At 64.2% G+C, this 16,950-nt stretch carries 22 protein-coding genes; 9 read left to right on the plus strand and 13 right to left on the minus strand.

Annotation, left to right across the window (positions count from 1 at the left end; all coding sequences use genetic code 11):
* Nucleotides 1–117 precede the first annotated feature (117 nt).
* Together BcanWU425_RS01630 and BcanWU425_RS01635 are read left to right on the plus strand one after the other, a co-directional pair.
* The gene (locus BcanWU425_RS01630; RefSeq protein ID WP_204512877.1) at nucleotides 118–747 is read left to right on the plus strand and encodes a cytochrome b/b6 domain-containing protein; all 630 of its coding nucleotides are present in this window, start codon (nucleotides 118–120) and stop codon (nucleotides 745–747) included.
* Nucleotides 748–761: 14 nt separating this feature from the next.
* A complete protein-coding gene (locus tag BcanWU425_RS01635; RefSeq protein WP_204512876.1) occupies nucleotides 762–1,544 on the plus strand; it encodes a molybdopterin-dependent oxidoreductase in 783 nt (260 codons plus the stop codon).
* Nucleotides 1,545–1,682: 138 nt separating this feature from the next.
* On the opposite strand, the gene BcanWU425_RS01640 is transcribed toward BcanWU425_RS01635, so the two are convergent.
* On the minus strand, nucleotides 1,683–2,873 hold the full coding sequence (locus BcanWU425_RS01640) for a YbfB/YjiJ family MFS transporter (RefSeq protein WP_204512875.1): 1,191 nt from the start codon (nucleotides 2,871–2,873) through the stop codon (nucleotides 1,683–1,685).
* Between the two features lie 132 nt (nucleotides 2,874–3,005).
* Between BcanWU425_RS01640 and leuB the strand changes: the two genes are divergently transcribed.
* Nucleotides 3,006–4,118: a 3-isopropylmalate dehydrogenase gene (leuB, locus tag BcanWU425_RS01645; RefSeq protein ID WP_204512874.1), complete on the plus strand. Its 1,113-nt coding sequence runs from the start codon at nucleotides 3,006–3,008 to the stop codon at nucleotides 4,116–4,118.
* 149 nt (nucleotides 4,119–4,267) lie between these two features.
* Here the strand turns inward: leuB and BcanWU425_RS01650 are convergent, their stop codons facing one another.
* The gene (locus BcanWU425_RS01650; RefSeq protein ID WP_027514960.1) at nucleotides 4,268–4,654 is read right to left on the minus strand and encodes a hypothetical protein; all 387 of its coding nucleotides are present in this window, start codon (nucleotides 4,652–4,654) and stop codon (nucleotides 4,268–4,270) included.
* A 156-nt stretch (nucleotides 4,655–4,810) separates the two neighbouring features.
* Complete coding sequence (locus BcanWU425_RS01655; protein WP_085348445.1) at nucleotides 4,811–5,599, minus strand: hypothetical protein; 789 nt, start codon at nucleotides 5,597–5,599, stop codon at nucleotides 4,811–4,813.
* A 116-nt stretch (nucleotides 5,600–5,715) separates the two neighbouring features.
* On the opposite strand from BcanWU425_RS01655, the gene BcanWU425_RS01660 reads away from it, so the two are divergent.
* Nucleotides 5,716–6,750, plus strand: a complete 1,035-nt coding sequence (locus BcanWU425_RS01660) for an aspartate-semialdehyde dehydrogenase (protein ID WP_018459790.1) — start codon at nucleotides 5,716–5,718, stop codon at nucleotides 6,748–6,750.
* Nucleotides 6,751–6,865: 115 nt separating this feature from the next.
* On the opposite strand, the gene BcanWU425_RS01665 is transcribed toward BcanWU425_RS01660, so the two are convergent.
* Nucleotides 6,866–7,510 (minus strand): carbonic anhydrase, encoded by a 645-nt coding sequence (locus tag BcanWU425_RS01665; RefSeq protein ID WP_018459791.1) that lies wholly within the window; start codon nucleotides 7,508–7,510, stop codon nucleotides 6,866–6,868.
* 110 nt (nucleotides 7,511–7,620) lie between these two features.
* Between BcanWU425_RS01665 and BcanWU425_RS01670 the strand changes: the two genes are divergently transcribed.
* A complete protein-coding gene (locus tag BcanWU425_RS01670; protein WP_018459792.1) occupies nucleotides 7,621–8,502 on the plus strand; it encodes an HpcH/HpaI aldolase/citrate lyase family protein in 882 nt (293 codons plus the stop codon).
* A gap of 27 nt (nucleotides 8,503–8,529) precedes the next feature.
* Complete coding sequence (locus BcanWU425_RS01675) at nucleotides 8,530–8,910, plus strand: VOC family protein (RefSeq protein WP_204512873.1); 381 nt, start codon at nucleotides 8,530–8,532, stop codon at nucleotides 8,908–8,910.
* 14 nt (nucleotides 8,911–8,924) lie between these two features.
* On the opposite strand, the gene BcanWU425_RS01680 is transcribed toward BcanWU425_RS01675, so the two are convergent.
* The 4 genes from BcanWU425_RS01680 to BcanWU425_RS01695 all read right to left on the minus strand — a co-directional run bounded on the left by BcanWU425_RS01680 (nucleotide 8,925) and on the right by BcanWU425_RS01695 (nucleotide 11,477).
* The gene (locus BcanWU425_RS01680; protein WP_204512872.1) at nucleotides 8,925–9,344 is read right to left on the minus strand and encodes a hypothetical protein; all 420 of its coding nucleotides are present in this window, start codon (nucleotides 9,342–9,344) and stop codon (nucleotides 8,925–8,927) included.
* A gap of 153 nt (nucleotides 9,345–9,497) precedes the next feature.
* Nucleotides 9,498–10,283: a hypothetical protein gene (locus tag BcanWU425_RS01685; RefSeq protein WP_204512871.1), complete on the minus strand. Its 786-nt coding sequence runs from the start codon at nucleotides 10,281–10,283 to the stop codon at nucleotides 9,498–9,500.
* An 80-nt stretch (nucleotides 10,284–10,363) separates the two neighbouring features.
* On the minus strand, nucleotides 10,364–10,969 hold the full coding sequence (gene leuD, locus BcanWU425_RS01690; protein WP_018459795.1) for a 3-isopropylmalate dehydratase small subunit: 606 nt from the start codon (nucleotides 10,967–10,969) through the stop codon (nucleotides 10,364–10,366).
* A gap of 106 nt (nucleotides 10,970–11,075) precedes the next feature.
* Nucleotides 11,076–11,477 carry a metallopeptidase family protein gene (locus tag BcanWU425_RS01695; RefSeq protein WP_026233877.1) on the minus strand — a complete coding sequence of 134 codons (402 nt, stop codon included), beginning with the start codon at nucleotides 11,475–11,477 and terminating at the stop codon, nucleotides 11,076–11,078.
* Between the two features lie 154 nt (nucleotides 11,478–11,631).
* On the opposite strand from BcanWU425_RS01695, the gene BcanWU425_RS01700 reads away from it, so the two are divergent.
* From BcanWU425_RS01700 to BcanWU425_RS01710, 3 genes are all read left to right on the plus strand, one after another.
* Entirely contained in the window at nucleotides 11,632–11,913 is a 282-nt protein-coding gene (locus BcanWU425_RS01700) for a hypothetical protein (RefSeq protein ID WP_035973483.1), read from the plus strand.
* Nucleotides 11,914–11,969: 56 nt separating this feature from the next.
* Nucleotides 11,970–12,230, plus strand: coding sequence for a hypothetical protein (locus BcanWU425_RS01705; protein WP_026233878.1), 261 nt, complete (start codon nucleotides 11,970–11,972; stop codon nucleotides 12,228–12,230).
* A gap of 159 nt (nucleotides 12,231–12,389) precedes the next feature.
* Nucleotides 12,390–12,941 carry a hypothetical protein gene (locus BcanWU425_RS01710; protein ID WP_085348441.1) on the plus strand — a complete coding sequence of 184 codons (552 nt, stop codon included), beginning with the start codon at nucleotides 12,390–12,392 and terminating at the stop codon, nucleotides 12,939–12,941.
* Nucleotides 12,942–12,995: 54 nt separating this feature from the next.
* Here BcanWU425_RS01710 and BcanWU425_RS01715 read toward each other — a convergent pair whose 3' ends face one another.
* The 5 genes from BcanWU425_RS01715 to rimM form a co-directional block, all read right to left on the minus strand.
* On the minus strand, nucleotides 12,996–13,205 hold the full coding sequence (locus BcanWU425_RS01715; RefSeq protein ID WP_007604263.1) for a hypothetical protein: 210 nt from the start codon (nucleotides 13,203–13,205) through the stop codon (nucleotides 12,996–12,998).
* Between the two features lie 95 nt (nucleotides 13,206–13,300).
* On the minus strand, nucleotides 13,301–14,707 hold the full coding sequence (gene leuC / locus BcanWU425_RS01720; RefSeq protein WP_026233880.1) for a 3-isopropylmalate dehydratase large subunit: 1,407 nt from the start codon (nucleotides 14,705–14,707) through the stop codon (nucleotides 13,301–13,303).
* Nucleotides 14,708–15,030: 323 nt separating this feature from the next.
* On the minus strand, nucleotides 15,031–15,414 hold the full coding sequence (rplS, locus tag BcanWU425_RS01725; RefSeq protein ID WP_018459803.1) for a 50S ribosomal protein L19: 384 nt from the start codon (nucleotides 15,412–15,414) through the stop codon (nucleotides 15,031–15,033).
* A 110-nt stretch (nucleotides 15,415–15,524) separates the two neighbouring features.
* The gene (gene trmD, locus BcanWU425_RS01730) at nucleotides 15,525–16,280 is read right to left on the minus strand and encodes a tRNA (guanosine(37)-N1)-methyltransferase TrmD (RefSeq protein WP_018459804.1); all 756 of its coding nucleotides are present in this window, start codon (nucleotides 16,278–16,280) and stop codon (nucleotides 15,525–15,527) included.
* Between the two features lie 118 nt (nucleotides 16,281–16,398).
* Nucleotides 16,399–16,944 carry a ribosome maturation factor RimM gene (gene rimM / locus BcanWU425_RS01735; protein ID WP_018459805.1) on the minus strand — a complete coding sequence of 182 codons (546 nt, stop codon included), beginning with the start codon at nucleotides 16,942–16,944 and terminating at the stop codon, nucleotides 16,399–16,401.
* Nucleotides 16,945–16,950 lie beyond the last annotated feature (6 nt).

Below are 16,950 nucleotides of genomic sequence, written 5' to 3' on the forward strand. Positions count from 1 at the left end.
TCGCTTTATTGTGACCACGATAGCCCGCCGGTATCGATTCGATGCCGGACAGGGCGTAACGAAAGCGGAAGCATCGGCGTATAATTGCTGTCAGACGATGTTCAGGACGGAACCGCCATGTCGAGCCTTACCGTGACCGACGAGCAGGTCAGCGCCACCCCGGCCAAAGTGATCCAGCCGGCCTGGGTCCGGGTCATGCACTGGATCAACGCTTTCGCCATGATCCTGATGATCCTGTCGGGTTGGCAGATCTACAACGCCTCGCCGCTGTTCGGTTTCAGCTTTCCGCGCGAGTACACGCTCGGCGGCTGGCTCGGTGGCGGCCTGCTCTGGCACTTTGCGGCGATGTGGCTCTTGATGATCAACGGCCTTGCTTATCTCGTCACCGGTTTTGCCACCGGCCGCTTCCGGAAAAAACTGCTGCCGATCACCCCATCCGGCGTGCTCCACGACGTCAGGGCTGCGCTGACCTTCAAGCTCGGCCATGCCGATCTCTCCGTCTACAATTACGTCCAGCGCGTGCTCTATGCCGGCATCATATTGATCGGCGTGATCATCGTGCTGTCGGGGCTGGGAATGTGGAAACCGGTGCAACTGCACTGGCTCGTGTCCCTGTTCGGCGACTATCCGACCGCGCGCTACATCCATTTCTTCTGCATGGCCGCGATCTGCGCCTTCCTGGTCATTCATGTTTTACTCGCGCTGCTGGTGCCGAAGAGCCTGCGCGCGATGATCATCGGCCGTTGAGTGGAGAGAGAGTCATGGCGAAGCGCTCATTCCTGATCCCGGGCGTCGACAAGCGGCTGCTGATCAAGGATTCCATCAAGACGATGCCAGAGGTCAGCCGCCGCCGCTTCATCGCGGGCGGCGCCAGCCTCGGGGCGCTGACGCTGCTCACCGGCTGCGACGTGATCGACTCGTCCTCCGCGGAGGAGATGCTGAAGTCGGTTTCGAAATTCAACGATGCCGTGCAGGATTTCATCTTCAATCCCGACGCGCTGGCGCCGACGTTTCCCGAGAGCGCGATCACAAAACCGTTTCCGTTCAACGCCTATTACGATCTCGACGACGCGCCCGATGTCGACGGTGCCGACTGGAAGCTCGAAGTCCGCGGTCTCGTCGAGAACAAGAAGTCGTGGACGCTTCCCGAGCTGTACAAGCTGCCGCAGGCTACGCAGATCACCCGTCACATCTGCGTCGAGGGCTGGAGCGCGATCGGCAGCTGGACCGGTACACCCATGCGCGACTTCCTTAAGCTGATCGGCGCCGACACCCGCGCAAAGTATGTCTGGTTCCAGTGCGCCGACAAGGACGGCTACAATTCTCCGCTCGACATGCGCACCGCGCTGCATCCGCAGACCCAGATGACGTTCAAATATGCGGGCGAAATCCTGCCGCGCGCCTACGGCTTCCCGATGAAGATCCGCGTGCCGACCAAGCTCGGCTTCAAGAACCCGAAATACGTGGTGTCGATGGAAGTCACCAACGACTACAAGGGCGGCTATTGGGAAGACCAGGGGTACAATTCGTTCAGCGGAAGCTAGCTGTTGTCGTCCCGGCGAAGGCCAGGGCCCATACCGCGAGGTCTATCGATTTTCGCTAGATGCCAATCCCGAACGACCAGTCTTCCCCAAAATGCTCCCTGTGGTTATGGGTCCCGGCCTTCGCCGGGACGACACTTGTTATGAGGCCGGCTCCACTTTCCGCTGGCACAGCGCGGCAACCGCGCCCAGCGCCAGCAGCGCCGCCGACACATTCAGCGCGTAACTCAAGCTCCCCAGCGCGTCCGTGATCGCGCCGACCACGATCGGGCCCAGCGTCTGGCCGACGCCGAACGAGATCGTCATCGCCGCGATCGCGGTCGGCCACACCTCGGGCGGATAGTTGAAGCGCACGAAGGCGGTGGTCGAGCCGACTACGGCGAAGAAGGCGACGCCGAACACGATCGCCGAGACCGCGAGCCATGCCGGCGAATGCCCGAGCATCGGCAGGGCGGCGCCGAGCGCGTTGGTGCCGAGGATGATGGCGGTGGCAAGACCACCGCGATCGAGCGCGAGCACGCGGCGCCAGGCCCACGGCGTGACGAAGGCGCTCAAGCCAATCAGGCTCCAGAACGCGGCCTGCGCTGCGGCCCCGCCGCCGCCGTCGCGCACATAGGCGATCATGAAGGTCATGTAGGCGATGTAGCCCGCGCCAAACAGGAAGTAGCCGGCGAGATAGATCAGCACCGGAAAAATGGCGAAGGCGCCGTGGCCGCCTTGCGAGAAACGCACGCCGCTCTCGATGCGGACCAGGAACAGCGGCACGGTCATGACAACGGACAGCAGCGTCATCGCCCACCACACGATCCACCACGAGCCCGGCCCGAAATATTGCAGCGTGAACGGGGCGATCAGTCCTGATGAGAGAATGCCAATGCCGGGCCCGGCATAGAACAGGCTGAGCAGGAAATTGGCCCGCTCCGGGCGTGACTGCGCAATGGAAGCGGCCAGCGCGCCTCCGGCGACGAAACCGGCCGCGGCGCCAACGCCCAGCACGAGACGGGCCAGGCTCAGCGCAACGAAATTCCCGGTCAGCGCGCAAGTCGCGAGCGCCGCGACGCAGGCCAGGGTTCCGCCGCGGATCGCGGCCGACCAGCCGACCCGCTGGATCAGCCGGGACGCCACTAGCGCGCCCGCGAGGTAGCCGACGGCGTTGATGGTGTTCATGAAACCGGCCGCCGAGTAGGACCAGCCGAGGTCCTCCCGCATGTCGGGCAGCACCAGCGAATAGGCGAAGCGGCCGATACCCAGCCCGACCGTCGCAGCCAGCGACAGGGTCAGGATCAGCCGCGCGGGATGGGCGTCGGGCGGGGGACGTTCAGGGGCGTGCAAATGGGTACTCCGGCATGCGCAGTGTGGCAGGCCCTGCCCGCCTTGCACAGAACCGAAGCGGCAATGGTGTCTTGCCAAGTACGCAACGCCGCTCTAGCACTCCGGCCGAAATCGACCTCAGAGGAAACGACCATGGCGACCCACAAACTGCTGCTGCTTCCCGGCGACGGTATCGGCCCCGAGGTGATGGGCGAGGTGAAGCGGCTGATCGACTGGCTCAATTCGGCGGGCATCGCCAAGTTCGAGACCGACACCGGCCTCGTCGGCGGTTCGGCCTATGACGCGCACAAGGTGTCGATCTCGGAACGCGACATGGCCAAGGCCAAGGACGCCGACGCCATCATCTTCGGTGCGGTCGGCGGTCCCAAATGGGACGCGGTGCCCTACGAGGTGCGCCCCGAAGCCGGCCTGCTGCGCCTGCGCAAGGATCTCGGTCTGTTCGCCAACCTCCGTCCCGCGGTCTGCTACCCGGCGCTGGCGGAGGCCTCCAGCCTGAAGCGCGAGGCGGTCGAGGGCCTCGACATCATGATCGTGCGCGAACTCACCGGCGGCGTCTATTTCGGCGAGCCCAAGACCATCACCGATCTCGGCAACGGCCAGAAGCGCGCCATCGATACCCAGGTCTACGACACCTATGAGATCGAGCGCATCGGCCGCGTCGCCTTCGAGCTTGCGAAGAAGCGCAAGAACAAGGTGACGTCGATGGAGAAGCGCAACGTCATGAAGTCGGGCGTGCTCTGGAATGAGGTCATGACCCAGGTCCACAAGCGCGAATATCCCGACGTCACGCTCGAGCATCAGCTCGCCGATTCCGGCGGCATGATGCTGGTGAAATGGCCGAAGCAGTTCGACGTCATCGTCACCGACAATCTGTTCGGCGACATGCTGTCCGACATTGCTGCGATGTTGACGGGATCGCTCGGCATGCTGCCCTCGGCCTCGCTCGGCGAGGTCGACGTCAAGAGCAAGAAGCGCAAGGCGCTGTACGAGCCCGTGCACGGCTCGGCGCCTGATATCGCAGGCCAGGGCCTCGCCAATCCGATCGCGATGATCTCGTCCTTCGGCATGGCGTTGCGCTACTCCTTCGACATGGGCGCGCTCGCCGACAAGGTCGACGCCGCGATCGCCGCGGTGCTGGCCAGCGGCCTGCGCACCGCCGACATCAAGTCGGAAGGCACCACTGCCGCCTCGACCACGCAGATGGGCGAAGCGATCTTGAAGGAATTGCAGAAGCTGCACGCTTAGAGCCGTAGCCCGGATGGAGCGAAGCGAAATCCGGCGTTCTTCCCGCGTGTCGAAAATCCCGGATTGCGCTTCGCTCCTCCCGGGCTACACGACAAACAAAAATGGCCGGGCGCGAGCCCGGCCATTTTGATTCGGTCGATATGTCCGCCTCAGTACAGCGGGAAATTCTGCGGATAGCCGCCAACATCCTGCGGCGTGCTCAGCGGCTGGCGATCGATCGGGCGGTTGAGATTTTCGCGCGCGAAGGTCGGATAGCCCACCGCCGGCGGGAAGGCGTAGTCGGAGAACTTGCGGTCGCCCGGATTGACCTCGGTGCCGCCGTCGAGCCAGGAGCGCTTGCTCACATAGATGCGGGTGCGGCCCTGCTGATAGCTCGAATTGGGGCCGCTCGGGCCGTAATAGTGACGGCCGCTGTCATAGCGCTGCTTCTTGGTGTCGGCCGAGGCGGGTGTCGCGAAGGCTGAGGACATGGCAATCACGGCGCCGGCCGCAAGCCACATCGCCAGTTTGTTCGCGGCAGAGAAATTCGAGCTCATCACGTCCCCTTCAGGCGGCAAGCCGCCAATCAATTTCACGCTCATACTAACCCGGCCGGGGCGGATGCAACTAGGTCTATTGGGTCACACCAGCGCTGAATAATCGTGCGCGCCGGCAAAAGTTGCATGGATACAGCCACTTGAGCTTGATGCCGATCAGAGCGCGCCGCGCAATTGCGCATTGGCGGCGCCGAGCAGCCAGTCCGACGCGCCCGGGGGCGCGCAGGGGCGGCGCTTCAGCTCCGCATGGGCGAACAATTCGGCCAGCTTCGGCTCGTTGCCCGAGGTCAGCAGCGTTAGCCGGTTCAGCGTGCAGGCGATCGCGGCGCGCCGCGCAGGCAGGCTGTCGCCCTGGCAGGAGAATCCGGAGATCTGGAGCGCCGGCTCCTCGCTGCGCTTGAGGTAGCCGAGGCAGGCCCGCGCGCCCTCCGCCGTGCCGGTCGGCTGGAATAGGGCGACGGGGCCGAATTTCGTGGCGATCAGGCCGGCTTGCTCCAGAAGGGTCGCGGTGCCCAGTCCCATCCGGACGGCCAGATCCATTGTTGCCGGACGCGTCACGTCGAATTCGCCGCCTTCCCGGTAAATCTCGAGCTCGGCCACGGTCCTGTCTGCCTCGCTGGCCCAGCGCATCACGTCCCTGCGGCCGCCTTCGGGATGCCTGAAGATCGCGTAAGAAGCTGTTTTTTCTGACGAATCCAGCCGGCTGAGGGCGAAGGCCGGAGGCGACCGGTCGGCCACGCTCCAATCGGGCTTCAGCGCCGGATCATCGTCGCGCAAGTTGGGCAGCTGGCCGAGTGCGGCAAGGCCGAGGATGGCAAACAGTACCAAAATCCCCACATAGGCGAACAGGCGCGCCAGCGTGCCGACGACCTCGTCGGCGAAGGCTGCAAGCGCCAGATGGATCTGGGTGGGGTTTGCGGCCGTGCTGGCCTCGGGCGACTGCATCCACGTCCCTAAGGCATGGTCCAACGTTGTCTTGAGGCCGGTTCTCGCATAGAAGCGCTGCTCTTCCTGTTTAAGCCTCAGCTTCAGGAAAGAGCTTTTTCGTCGGAGAGTGAACGATGGGTTACAAAGTCGCAGTCGTCGGCGCGACCGGCAATGTCGGACGGGAAATGCTCAACATCCTCGACGAGCGCAAATTCCCTGCGGACGAGGTGGTGGCCCTGGCGTCACGCCGCAGCATGGGCGTCGAGGTCTCCTACGGCGACCGCACGCTGAAGGTCAAAGCGCTGGAGCATTACGACTTCTCCGACGTCGACATCTGCCTGATGTCGGCCGGCGGAGAGGTGTCGAAGGAATGGTCGCCGAAGATCGGCGCCGCCGGCACGGTCGTGATCGACAATTCCTCGGCCTGGCGCATGGACCCGGACGTGCCGTTGATCGTGCCGGAAGTGAATGCGGACGCGACTGCGGGCTTCAAGAAGAAGAACATCATCGCCAACCCGAACTGCTCGACCGCGCAGCTCGTGGTCGCGCTCAAGCCCCTGCACGACAAGGCGACGATCAAGCGCGTCGTGGTCTCGACCTATCAATCGGTGTCGGGCGCCGGCAAGGACGCGATGGACGAACTGTTCTCGCAGACCAAGGCCGTCTACACCAACCAGGAGCTGATCAATAACAAGTTTCCGGCGCGCATCGCCTTCAACGTCATCCCCCAGATCGACGTCTTCATGGAGGACGGCTACACCAAGGAAGAGTGGAAGATGATGGCGGAGACCAAGAAGATTCTTGATCCCAAGATCAAGCTCTCCGCGACCTGCGTGCGCGTGCCAGTTTTCGTCGGCCATTCCGAGGCCGTCAACATCGAGTTCGAGAACCCGATCAGCGCGGACGAAGCACGCGACATCCTGCGCAAGGCGCCGGGTTGTCTCGTCATCGACAAGCATGAGCCCGGCGGCTACGCCACGCCGTATGAAGCCGCCGGCGAGGACGCCACCTATATCAGCCGTATCCGCGAGGACGCGACGGTGGAGAACGGTCTCGTGCTGTGGTGCGTCTCGGATAATCTACGCAAGGGCGCCGCGCTCAACGCGATCCAGATCGCGGAAGTCCTGATCAACCGCAAGCTGATCAGCGCGAAGAAGAAGGCGGCGTAAGCCGTGCTGCCGTAGGGTGGGCAAAGACGCGAAGCGCCGTGCCCACCATCTTTCCACAATTGCTAGAAAAGTGGTGGGCACGCTTCGCTTTGCCCACCCCACAAGAGCTGCGGACCTACGCCATCTCGCGCGCGTTCCTGAATTCCTTCGCCGCCTTGTCCAGCACGAACAGTGATCCCTCCGCGACGCCGAAATAGGCGCCGTGGGTCTGCATCTGGCCGCTCTCGACCGCCTTCTGCACGAACGGGAAGGTCATCAGGTTTTCCAGGCTGCGGAACACCGCGGCCTTCTCGATGCGCTCGACGAATTGCGCCATGGTCTCGTGGTCGCGCTGCTCCACCACTTCGCCCGGCTTGATGAACATCTGCATCCATTTGCCGATGAAGTCGCCCGGCGTGAGCGGCTCGATCTTGTCGACGAAGGCGCGGATGCCGCCGCACTGGGCGTGCCCGAGCACCACGATGTGCTTCACCTTCAGCACCGTCACGGCATATTCCAGCGCCGCCGAGACGCCATGCGCGTTGCCGTCGGGCTGATACACCGGCACCAGATTGGCGATGTTGCGGACGACGAAGAGTTCGCCCGGCCCGACGTCGAAGATCACTTCGGGCGAGACGCGGCTGTCGCAGCAGCCGATCACCATCACTTCAGGGAACTGCCCCTTCACCGACAGCTCGCGGTAGCGGGTCTGCTCGGTCGGCAGCCGCTGGGTGGCGAAGGCCTTGTAGCCTTCCAGCAAATGCTCTGGGAATGTGGTCATGGCCTATGCCTAATCATATACCGCTGGGACGAACAAGCCTTTCGAATAGGCAGGCCAGATGCTATCGGCTTCGGTCGGAATGAGATGAGGAAACCGGAAGGAACGCTTGCATGACCCGCCCGCGCCGCAGCCATCTGTTCATGCCCGGCTCCAACCCCCGCGCGCTGGAAAAGGCGCGCAATCTCGCCGCCGACGGCCTGATCCTCGACCTGGAAGACTCCGTCGCGCCCGACGCCAAGGCAGTGGCACGCGATGGCATCGCGGCCGCGATCGCGGCCAAAGGGTTCGGCAAGCGCGAGATCCTGATCCGGACCAACGGCCTCGACACGCCCTGGTGGGCCGACGATGTCGCGATGGCGGCGAATGCCTCGCCCGACGGCATCCTGGTTCCAAAGGTTTCACGCGTGGAGGAGCTCGACACGATCGGCCGCCGTCTCGCCGAACTCGGCGCGGCGCCGACCGTAAAGGTCTGGGCCATGATCGAGACCGCGCGCGCGGTACTGCATGCCGAAGAACTCGCTGCCGCCGGGCGCGATCCAGCGCGGCGCCTGTCAGGCTTCGTGTTCGGGCCCAACGACATCTCGCGCGAGACGCGCATCAAGATGCTGCCGGGCCGCGCGGCGATGATCCCGATGATCTCCCATTGCATCCTGGCGACGCGCGCCCATGGCCTCGAAATCCTCGACGGCCCCTATAGCGACATCGCCAACTCCGATGGTTTCGCCACCGAATGCGCGCAAGGCCGCGATCTCGGTTTCGACGGCAAGACGCTGATTCACCCCTCGCAGATCGAAGCCTGCAACGCGATCTTCACCCCGCCGGAGGAGGAAGTCGCGCGCGCGCGAAAGATCATCGCCGCGTTCGAGCTGCCGGAGAACGTCTCGCGCGGCGCGATCCGTCTCGACGGCGCCATGGTGGAGCGGCTGCACGCCGACATGGCGCGGCGCACGATCGAGATCGCGGACGCGATTGCGGCGATGGGGAAGGGTTAGGCGCAGTCGAAAGCGGGTGGCCGCCTCATGGAAGTGAAGCGCATCGTCACGAACATTGCCGCGGCCGATGTATCGCTGGCGCGCCGTTTCTATCAGGACGTCCTCGGGCTGGAGGTCGTCATGGACCAGGGGTGGATCGCGACATTCGCTGCTTCATCGCAAATGCTGCCTCAACTGAGCATCGCAAGCGAAGGCGGTTCAGGCACTCCCGTGCCGGATCTTTCGATCGAGGTCGATGACCTGGATGAAGCGCTACGCAGAATGGAGCGAGCCGGCATCGCATTGGAGTACGGACCAGCGACGGAGCCGTGGGGCGTGCGCAGGTTTTACGTGCGCGACCCCTTCGGACGGCTGGTCAACATTCTGGCTCACGAGTCACATCGTAGAGAGCGGTCGCCGGTCGCTTAGCAACGAATGCTAGCTCAACGCGACGCGTGATCCGCACGATCGAGCGACTCCAGCGTTGACGCATTGGCGCAGAAGCCGTGGTAGTTCTCCACGGCGGTGCCGTCGGCTAGCTCGCGATCGCACTGGCCCTTGTGGTTGCAAAGTGCGCAGACCCGCTCCATGTCGCGCAGCAGCAGCGGATGCCCGCGGCCAAGCCCTTCGGCGCTGATGCCGAGCTGTTCCAGCATCTTCGGCAATTCGTCGGCGGCGTGCTTGCCGTGGCGGACCAGCTCCTCCAGATCGTCAGGCGCGATCCGCAGGTCTTGCGCGATCCGGTCGAAATCGGCGCGGTCGAGCTGCCGGATCTCGTTCAGCTCGCGGCGATGCTTCAGCCAGCTCGCAAAGGACTCGATGAGGTCCTGGACAATGGGATAGGGCCTGGTTGCGGTGCTCATGCGAAGCTCCATTCGAACGGCGGAATGGGAGCGAGATTAGGCACAATGGTGCAGATGCGCGTTGAGCTGGATCAAATAGCGCGATGACGGGACCGCGGCCGCCGGTGCACCTCTCCCGCTTGCGGGAGAGGGAGCGCACCTCTTTCGCGGCAGTTAGCCGAACCGCTCCGCCGCCCACGCATACAGGCTGCCCGGGATCGGCTTCTCACCGCCGCGGCCCTTGGGCGAGATATGCAGGCCGATGATGTCGCGGTCGGTGACGAGGCCGAGATAGCTCGAGGGATCGAAGAACAGTTTTGGCTCGGCATGCACGGCGTAGAACGATTCCTTCGGCAAGGCGCAGTGCAGCTCGCCGGTGCGGCGCGCGAGCGCGGTGAGTGCCGCCGGCCCGAAGATCGCGACGCGGATGTCGGAGAGGCGGTTCGAGCCGCCGCGCAGGCGGCGCATCGCAAACGTGACGCGATGGCGCAGCGACAGCCAGTTCGGCGTCAGCTCCTCCTGCTCCATCAGCTCTTCGAAAGCGGCAACGATGCCGTGTTCAGGTGGAAGGTAAATCACGGAGTTGCCGAGCTGGCGCGGCCGCTCCCACGCGAAATAGGGCTTTGCCGGATCGATCTCGACGGGCCTGAGCAGCAGCACGTCGGCGTCGAGCCAGAGGCCGAGGTCCTTCGCCATCAGCTTCATGCGGAAGAAGTCGCTGAACTGTAGCGTGGTCCAGTCGCGCCAGCTTCCATCTGGCTGCGGCGGCCGCAATCGTTCGGAGAACGCATGCGGCAGGATCGCCTCGGCATCCGCGTTGCCGACACCGGCGGGCAGGCCGGGAATGGTGTCGAAACTGTAGACCGTGACCTTGTGGCCGGCCGCCAGCTGCGAGCGCAGACAGGTCTGGCGCAGGGCGTCCATCGGGCCATGCCAGAAGGTGACGATGTCGGGCAGCATGGGCGAAGCTATAAGCGATAATCAGAACAAAGAAAAAGCCCCGGCGCTTGTAGCACCGGGGCTTGAACAAAAACTTGAGATCAGGCCCAGGCGCGTTCGCGCTTGAGCTTGTCCTCATAGGTGTCGATCGAGGCCTTCTTCTCCATCGTCAGGCCGATGTCGTCGAGGCCGTTGATCAGGCAGTGCTTGCGGAACGGGTCGATCTCGAACTTGACCTTGCCGCCGTCGGGACCGCGGATCTCCTGGTTCGGCAGGTCGATCGTCAGCGTCGCGTTGGCGCCGCGCTCGGCGTCGTCGAACAGCTTGTCGAGGTCTTCCTGGGCCACGCGGATCGGCAGAATGCCGTTCTTGAAGCAGTTGTTGTAGAAGATGTCGCCGAACGAGGTCGAGATCACGCAGCGGATGCCGAAGTCGAGCAGCGCCCAGGGCGCGTGCTCGCGGCTCGAGCCGCAGCCGAAATTGTCGCCGGCGACCAGCACCTTCGCGTTGCGATAGGCGGGCTGGTTGAGGACGAAATCGGGGTTCTCGCTGCCGTCGTCCTTGTAGCGCTGCTCGGAGAAGAGCCCCTTGCCAAGGCCGGTGCGCTTGATGGTCTTGAGGTACTGCTTCGGAATGATCATGTCGGTATCGACATTGATGATCTTCAGCGGCGCCGCGACGCCTTCCAGCGTGGTGAACTTGTCCATGGTTGCGCTTTCCCGGGATGGTCTAGGGAACCGGTATTTATCGCGATCGGGGCGGAAATCCTAGGCCGAATTCGGCAGATCTCGTCTGCCTAACCGGGCTCTCTGCTCAACCCGGCTCTTGAGCCTCGATCGCGGACATATCGTCGTCCGACAGGCCGAAATGATGGCCAATCTCGTGGATCAGGACGTGGCGAACGATATGGCCGAGGCTTTCGTCGTGCTCGGCCCAGTAATCCAGGATCGGCCGGCGGTAGAGCCAGACCATGTTGGGCAGCCGCGCCACGTCGGCAAAACTCTGCTGCGGCAGGCCGACGCCCTGGAACAGGCCGAGCAGGTCGAACTCGCTCTCGCATGCCATCTCGTCCAGGACTTCCTCGGTGGGGAAGTCGTCGACGCGGATGATCACGCCCTCGCACAGCCTACGAAACTCCGCCGGCAGGCGTTCGAACACTTCATGCGCCATCGCTTCCATCTCGGCCAGCGAGGGCGCTTTCAATTCCGTCCACATGGGCTTCTCATAGCGTGGGTTTCGCGGCGATGCATCCGGCTTTATAAGCGCGGCGAGGTTGACGAGCGCCGTCAAAACGGGGAGCGTAGGCCTCGAAGTGGACGTTCAGGTGGGCAGAAAAATGCGAGCGAAAACAGCGCTGACGCTACTGTGCATGGGGTTGTTTTCGCAGTTTTGCGTTGGCGCGGAGGCCCAGACCGCGGCTCCCGGGATCAGGCTGGCCCAAGCGGCCTCGCGAGACGATCTGCCGCCGCCGCGCAAGCGGCCCCCGGCGCGCCTGCGCGTCACGCCCTATTACAGTCCGGATGGCGTCTATCCCCGCTACAATCCCGGTCCCGATGCGGTCCGCGAGTGCAACGCCACCTATGTGCAGGAATATCGCCCGAGCGGCACGGTGATCGTGCCGCATATGAGCTGCTACTGGCGCCGGGGCTGATACGAGCGCGATGCCGTCGCGCGCCGATGAGCGCCATGTTGCAGGCAGAGGCCGTCATGATGAGATGGATCGCGTTGGCCGTCGCTGCCGGACTTGCCGCAGGCCTGCCTCACGCTTTTGCAGCGCATAGGGTGACGAAGCTGCCGGATGCCTCGGCAGGGCGCGCGGCGTTCGACGGAGGGCGACATGTGCGGCCCGACATCATGCATTACGCTCCGCGTCCTGATCCGCATTATTACGCGCGGCCGGTCTTCTACCGCCCCTATCCCTATGCCGTGCCGGCGCCATTCGTGTTCGGCTATGGACCGTGGCGGTGATGCACTAGCCTGCAGGCGCTTCCGCGGAATGCCGTTCATTCATGATGGGTTCACGTCGCTGTCCGTAATTTAATCTCGGGAGCGACCGCCAATGAACACGGATGACGCGAGCCGGGAGCGAGCGTCGCAACTCCGCTGTCCAGATTCAGGGAGAAGTCCATGCTGAGAATATTGGGTCTCAGGGCAAGCCCGATGCGCTTGCTCGGAATTGCGACCGCCGCGACGCTGATGCTGTCGGCCGGAACCACGCGTCCTGCTGAAGCGATGACTCCAATCAATCCGACGGCGTTGCCTGCGGCGAAGGCCGCAAGTGACGATGTGATCCCGGTTCGCCACGGCGGCGGCGGCGGTGGACATGGTGGTGGCGGCCATGGCGGCGGCTTCCATGGCGGCGGCGGCTTCCACGGTGGCGGAGGACATATCGGTGGCTTCCGCGGCGGTGGCTTCCACGCGGGTGGCTTCCGCGCCGCGCCCGCGTTTCATGGCGGCGGCTATCGCTACGGCGGAGTTCGCCACTATGGCGGAGGCGGATTCCATCGCTACGGCATCTATCGCCCGCATTACGGCTATCGCCATTTCCATCGGCGCTACTATGGCGGCTACTATCCCTATTACCACCATCCGCGCCGCTGCCGGGTCATCTGGACCTATTACGGCCCGCGCCGCGTCTGCCGCTGGCATCGCTGGCACCATCCGTACCGCTATTGGTAAGCACGATCGAAATGAAAAGGGCGCCTCGACGGCGCCCTTTGTTCATCCGGTGGCTTAAAGCCAATCCTTCAGTTTCCACGTCGCCGACGTCCAGCGCGTCAGGTTCTCGATCTTCCATTGCTTGAACATCGCCGGCGGCCAGCGGCTGAGCTTCGAGGTCTCCTCGACCTCGGGCTTGGCGACCATGCGCAGCGGTGCGGCGCGCCGCCGATGCTGGGGCGTCGCCGCGCTGATCAGATCGACATATTCAGGCTTGCTGGCCATGAGCTGGTGTCCTCGCGAAACGCTCGCGAGGACGCAGTGTCGGCGCTGCCGATTAACGGCGGTTTGCCGCAATCACTCAAATTGCAGGGAGCAGCTTACCGCCACTCCCTGATGTCGACGAAGTGACCCGCGATCGCAGCGGCTGCGGCCATCGCCGGCGACACCAGATGGGTGCGGCCCTTGAAGCCCTGGCGGCCCTCGAAGTTGCGGTTCGAGGTCGAGGCGCAGCGCTCTTCCGGAGCCAGCTTGTCGGGGTTCATCGCGAGGCACATCGAGCAACCGGGCTCGCGCCATTCGAAGCCGGCCTTGATGAAGATCTTGTCCAGACCTTCAGCCTCGGCCTGCTCCTTCACGAGGCCGGAGCCCGGCACGACCATGGCGTTGACGCCGCCTGCGACCTGCTTGCCTTCCGCGATCTTGGCGGCGGCGCGCAGATCCTCGATCCGGCCGTTGGTGCAGGAGCCGATGAAGATGCGGTCGAGCTTGATGTCGGTGATCTTCGTCCCCGCGGTCAGGCCCATGTATTTCAGCGCGCGGTGCTTCGACAGGCGCTTGGCCTCGTCCGCGATCTTGTCGGGATCGGGCACGCTGCCGGTGACCGAGATCACGTCTTCAGGGCTCGTGCCCCAGGTCACGATCGGCGGCAGCTTCGCGGCATCGAGCCGCAGCTCGTGGTCGAAATGCGCGCCCTCGTCCGAGCGCAGCTTCTCCCAGTAACGCATCGCCGCGTCCCAGTCGGCGCCCTTCGGTGCCTTCGGGCGGCCGCGCAGGAAGTCGAACGCCTTCTGGTCCGGCGCGACCAGTCCGGCGCGTGCACCGCCTTCGATCGACATGTTGCAGACCGTCATGCGGCCTTCCATGCTGAGCGCACGGATCGCGTCGCCGGCGTATTCGAGCACGTAGCCGGTACCGCCCGCGGTGCCGATCTCGCCGATGATGGCGAGGATGATGTCCTTGCCCGTTACGCCATCCGGCAATTTGCCGTCGACAGTGACGCGCATGTTCTTCGCCTTCTTCTGGATCAGCGTCTGCGTCGCCAGCACATGTTCGACTTCCGACGTGCCGATGCCGTGCGCGAGCGCGCCGAACGCACCATGCGTCGAGGTGTGGCTGTCACCGCAGACGATGGTGGTGCCGGGCAGCGTAAAGCCCTGCTCGGGGCCGATGACATGGACGACGCCCTGACGCTTGTCGAACTCGTCGTAATATTCGATGCCGAATTCCCGGGCGTTGTCGGCCAGTGCCTTGATCTGCTCGATGCTTTCAGGGTCGGGGTTCGGCTTGGTGCGGTCGGTGGTCGGCACGTTGTGGTCGACGACGGCCAGCGTCTTCTCCGGCGCGCGCACCTTGCGTCCGGTGGCGCGCAAGCCTTCGAACGCCTGCGGTGAAGTGACCTCGTGCACCAGATGGCGATCGATATAGAGCAGGCAGGTGCCGTCCTCGGCTTCGTGCACCAGATGGTCGTTCCAGATCTTGTCGTACAATGTGGTCGGCTTGGACATGAGCGTCAGCTCCAGGAATGTTGTGTAGAGCGGGTTGCGCGGATAGCGCGCGGGCAACAAAATCGTCAGCGCAGCTTTTAGGCTGCGCGCGTAAGCTCTGACGTTGCCGAGGTCGCGAAGCGTCCGAAGAACCGGCCAGGCAGCCGCGAGCGATCGTCGATGACGACGCGCTTGACGGGCGAGAGGCTGGTCAAATCTGGAAACATTCCAAGAATATATAGCAGGCCGAACCGGAATCGCGAGGGCTTTGACGCGCACGGCTGACGCAACAAAAAAGCGCGGGGTTGGCCCCGCGCTTTTGGAAACTCGCCTGTAAGCGGAGCTTACTCGTTGACGGCAGCCGGACGGTCCTGCTTCTTCTCGACGATGCGGGCCGACTTGCCGCGAAGGTTGCGGAGATAATAGAGCTTGGCGCGACGCACCTTGCCGCGGCGCACCACCTTGATCGAGTCGATCATCGGCGACATCACCGGGAACACGCGCTCCACGCCTTCGCCGTACGAAATCTTGCGCACCGTGAAGCTCTCGTTGAGACCGCCGCCGGAACGGCCGATGCAAACGCCTTCATAGGCCTGCACGCGGGTGCGGTCGCCTTCGACGACCTTCACGTTGACGATCACGGTATCGCCGGGGCCGAATTCCGGAATCTCCTTGTTGGCGGAGAGCTTGTCGAATTGCTCTTTTTCGAGCTGTTGGATCAGGTTCATGGGTAAATCTCCATCGGCGCGCCCAGCCTTGGAAAACGGGGGCTGCGCGAAATTCGTTTATCCAGCCATTGCGGATGTGGCCGCTGCTATAAGGCAAGCCGGAGCGTTTGTCACCCGTCTGTCTTGTTTTTTGGCGTTTTTTGGCGTCCGCCCCGATTCGGGACTTTGCTCGGGATCCGGGCCCACAAATCCGGTCGCCGGGCCGCGGTCAGGGCCTCGGATTCCTCCCGCCGCCAGCTGGCGACCTTGGCATGGTCACCGGAGGTCAGGATCTCCGGAATCGGGGTTCCCTCGAACCGCTGCGGCCGGGTGTATTGGGGGTATTCGAGCAGGCCGTCCGAGAAGCTTTCCTCGGTTCCCGAGGCCTCCTTGCCCATCACGCCCGGAAGCAGCCGAACACAGGCGTCGATCAGGGCCAAGGCCGCGATTTCGCCGCCGGAGAGGACGTAATCCCCAATCGAGACCTCCTCCAGGCCCCGCCCGTCGATCACGCGCTGGTCCACCCCCTCGAACCGCCCGCAGACGATCAGAGGACCCGGGCCCTTGGCGAGTTCGAGAACCCGGGCCTGGGTCAATGGCCGACCCCTCGGGCTCATCAGCAGTTTCGGCCGGTCCGGCCCGATCCCGGCGGCATCGATCGCGGCCGCCAGAACATCGGCCCGAAGCACCATGCCCGGTCCGCCGCCGGCCGGGGTGTCATCGACACTGCGGTGGCGGTCGGTGGCCGAGGCCCGGATGTCCCGCGCCTCCAGCTCCCAGAGCCCGCCAGCCAGCGCCCGGCCGGCCAGGCTCACGCCCAGCGGCCCCGGAAACATCTCCGGAAACAGCGTCAGCACCGTCGCGCGCCAGGGTGAGGGGTTGGTCATCGGATCTCAGTTATTGTCGTCCCGGACAAGCGGAGCGCAGATCCGGGACCCAGAACCACCGCACTTCGTTTGGCGACGGCTGGCGCGATCAGCTTAGCTAAAAATTCTGGCACTGTGGTTATGGGTCTCGGCCTTCGCCGGGACGACCCGGGGAGGGATCCTCGCCCGCGATCTCCTGCGGCAGCGCGATCACGACGCGGCCGCCGGCGATGTCGACCTCCGGCACCACCGCATCGGTGAACGGCAGCAGCATCGTGGTGCCTGTGGGCGGCGCAATCTCGATGATGTCACCGGCGCCGAAATTGTGGATCGCGAGCACGCGGCCGAGCGCATCGCCGGCCATGGTGACGGCGGCGAGCCCGATCAGATCGGTGTGGTAATATTCGCCCTCGTCCGTCGCGGGCAGCTTTTCGCGCGCGACGTAGAGCTCGATGCCGTTGAGGCGCTCGGCCTCATCGCGAGTCGTGACGCCCTTGAACGTTGCAACCAGATGATCCTTGGCCGCGCGCGCCGTTGCGACCTCGAACTGGCGCTTGCCGTCCTTGGACGAAAGCAGACCGTAGCTCCGCACGGCAAACGGATCTTCCGTGAAGGTCCACAGTTTGACCGCGCCGCGCACACCATGCGCGGCGCCGATCCGCGCGACGCAGACCAGCGCCGGCATGATCTG

It is taken from the genome of Bradyrhizobium sp. WU425, from assembly GCF_021052305.1.
Classification (GTDB): domain Bacteria; phylum Pseudomonadota; class Alphaproteobacteria; order Rhizobiales; family Xanthobacteraceae; genus Bradyrhizobium; species Bradyrhizobium canariense_D.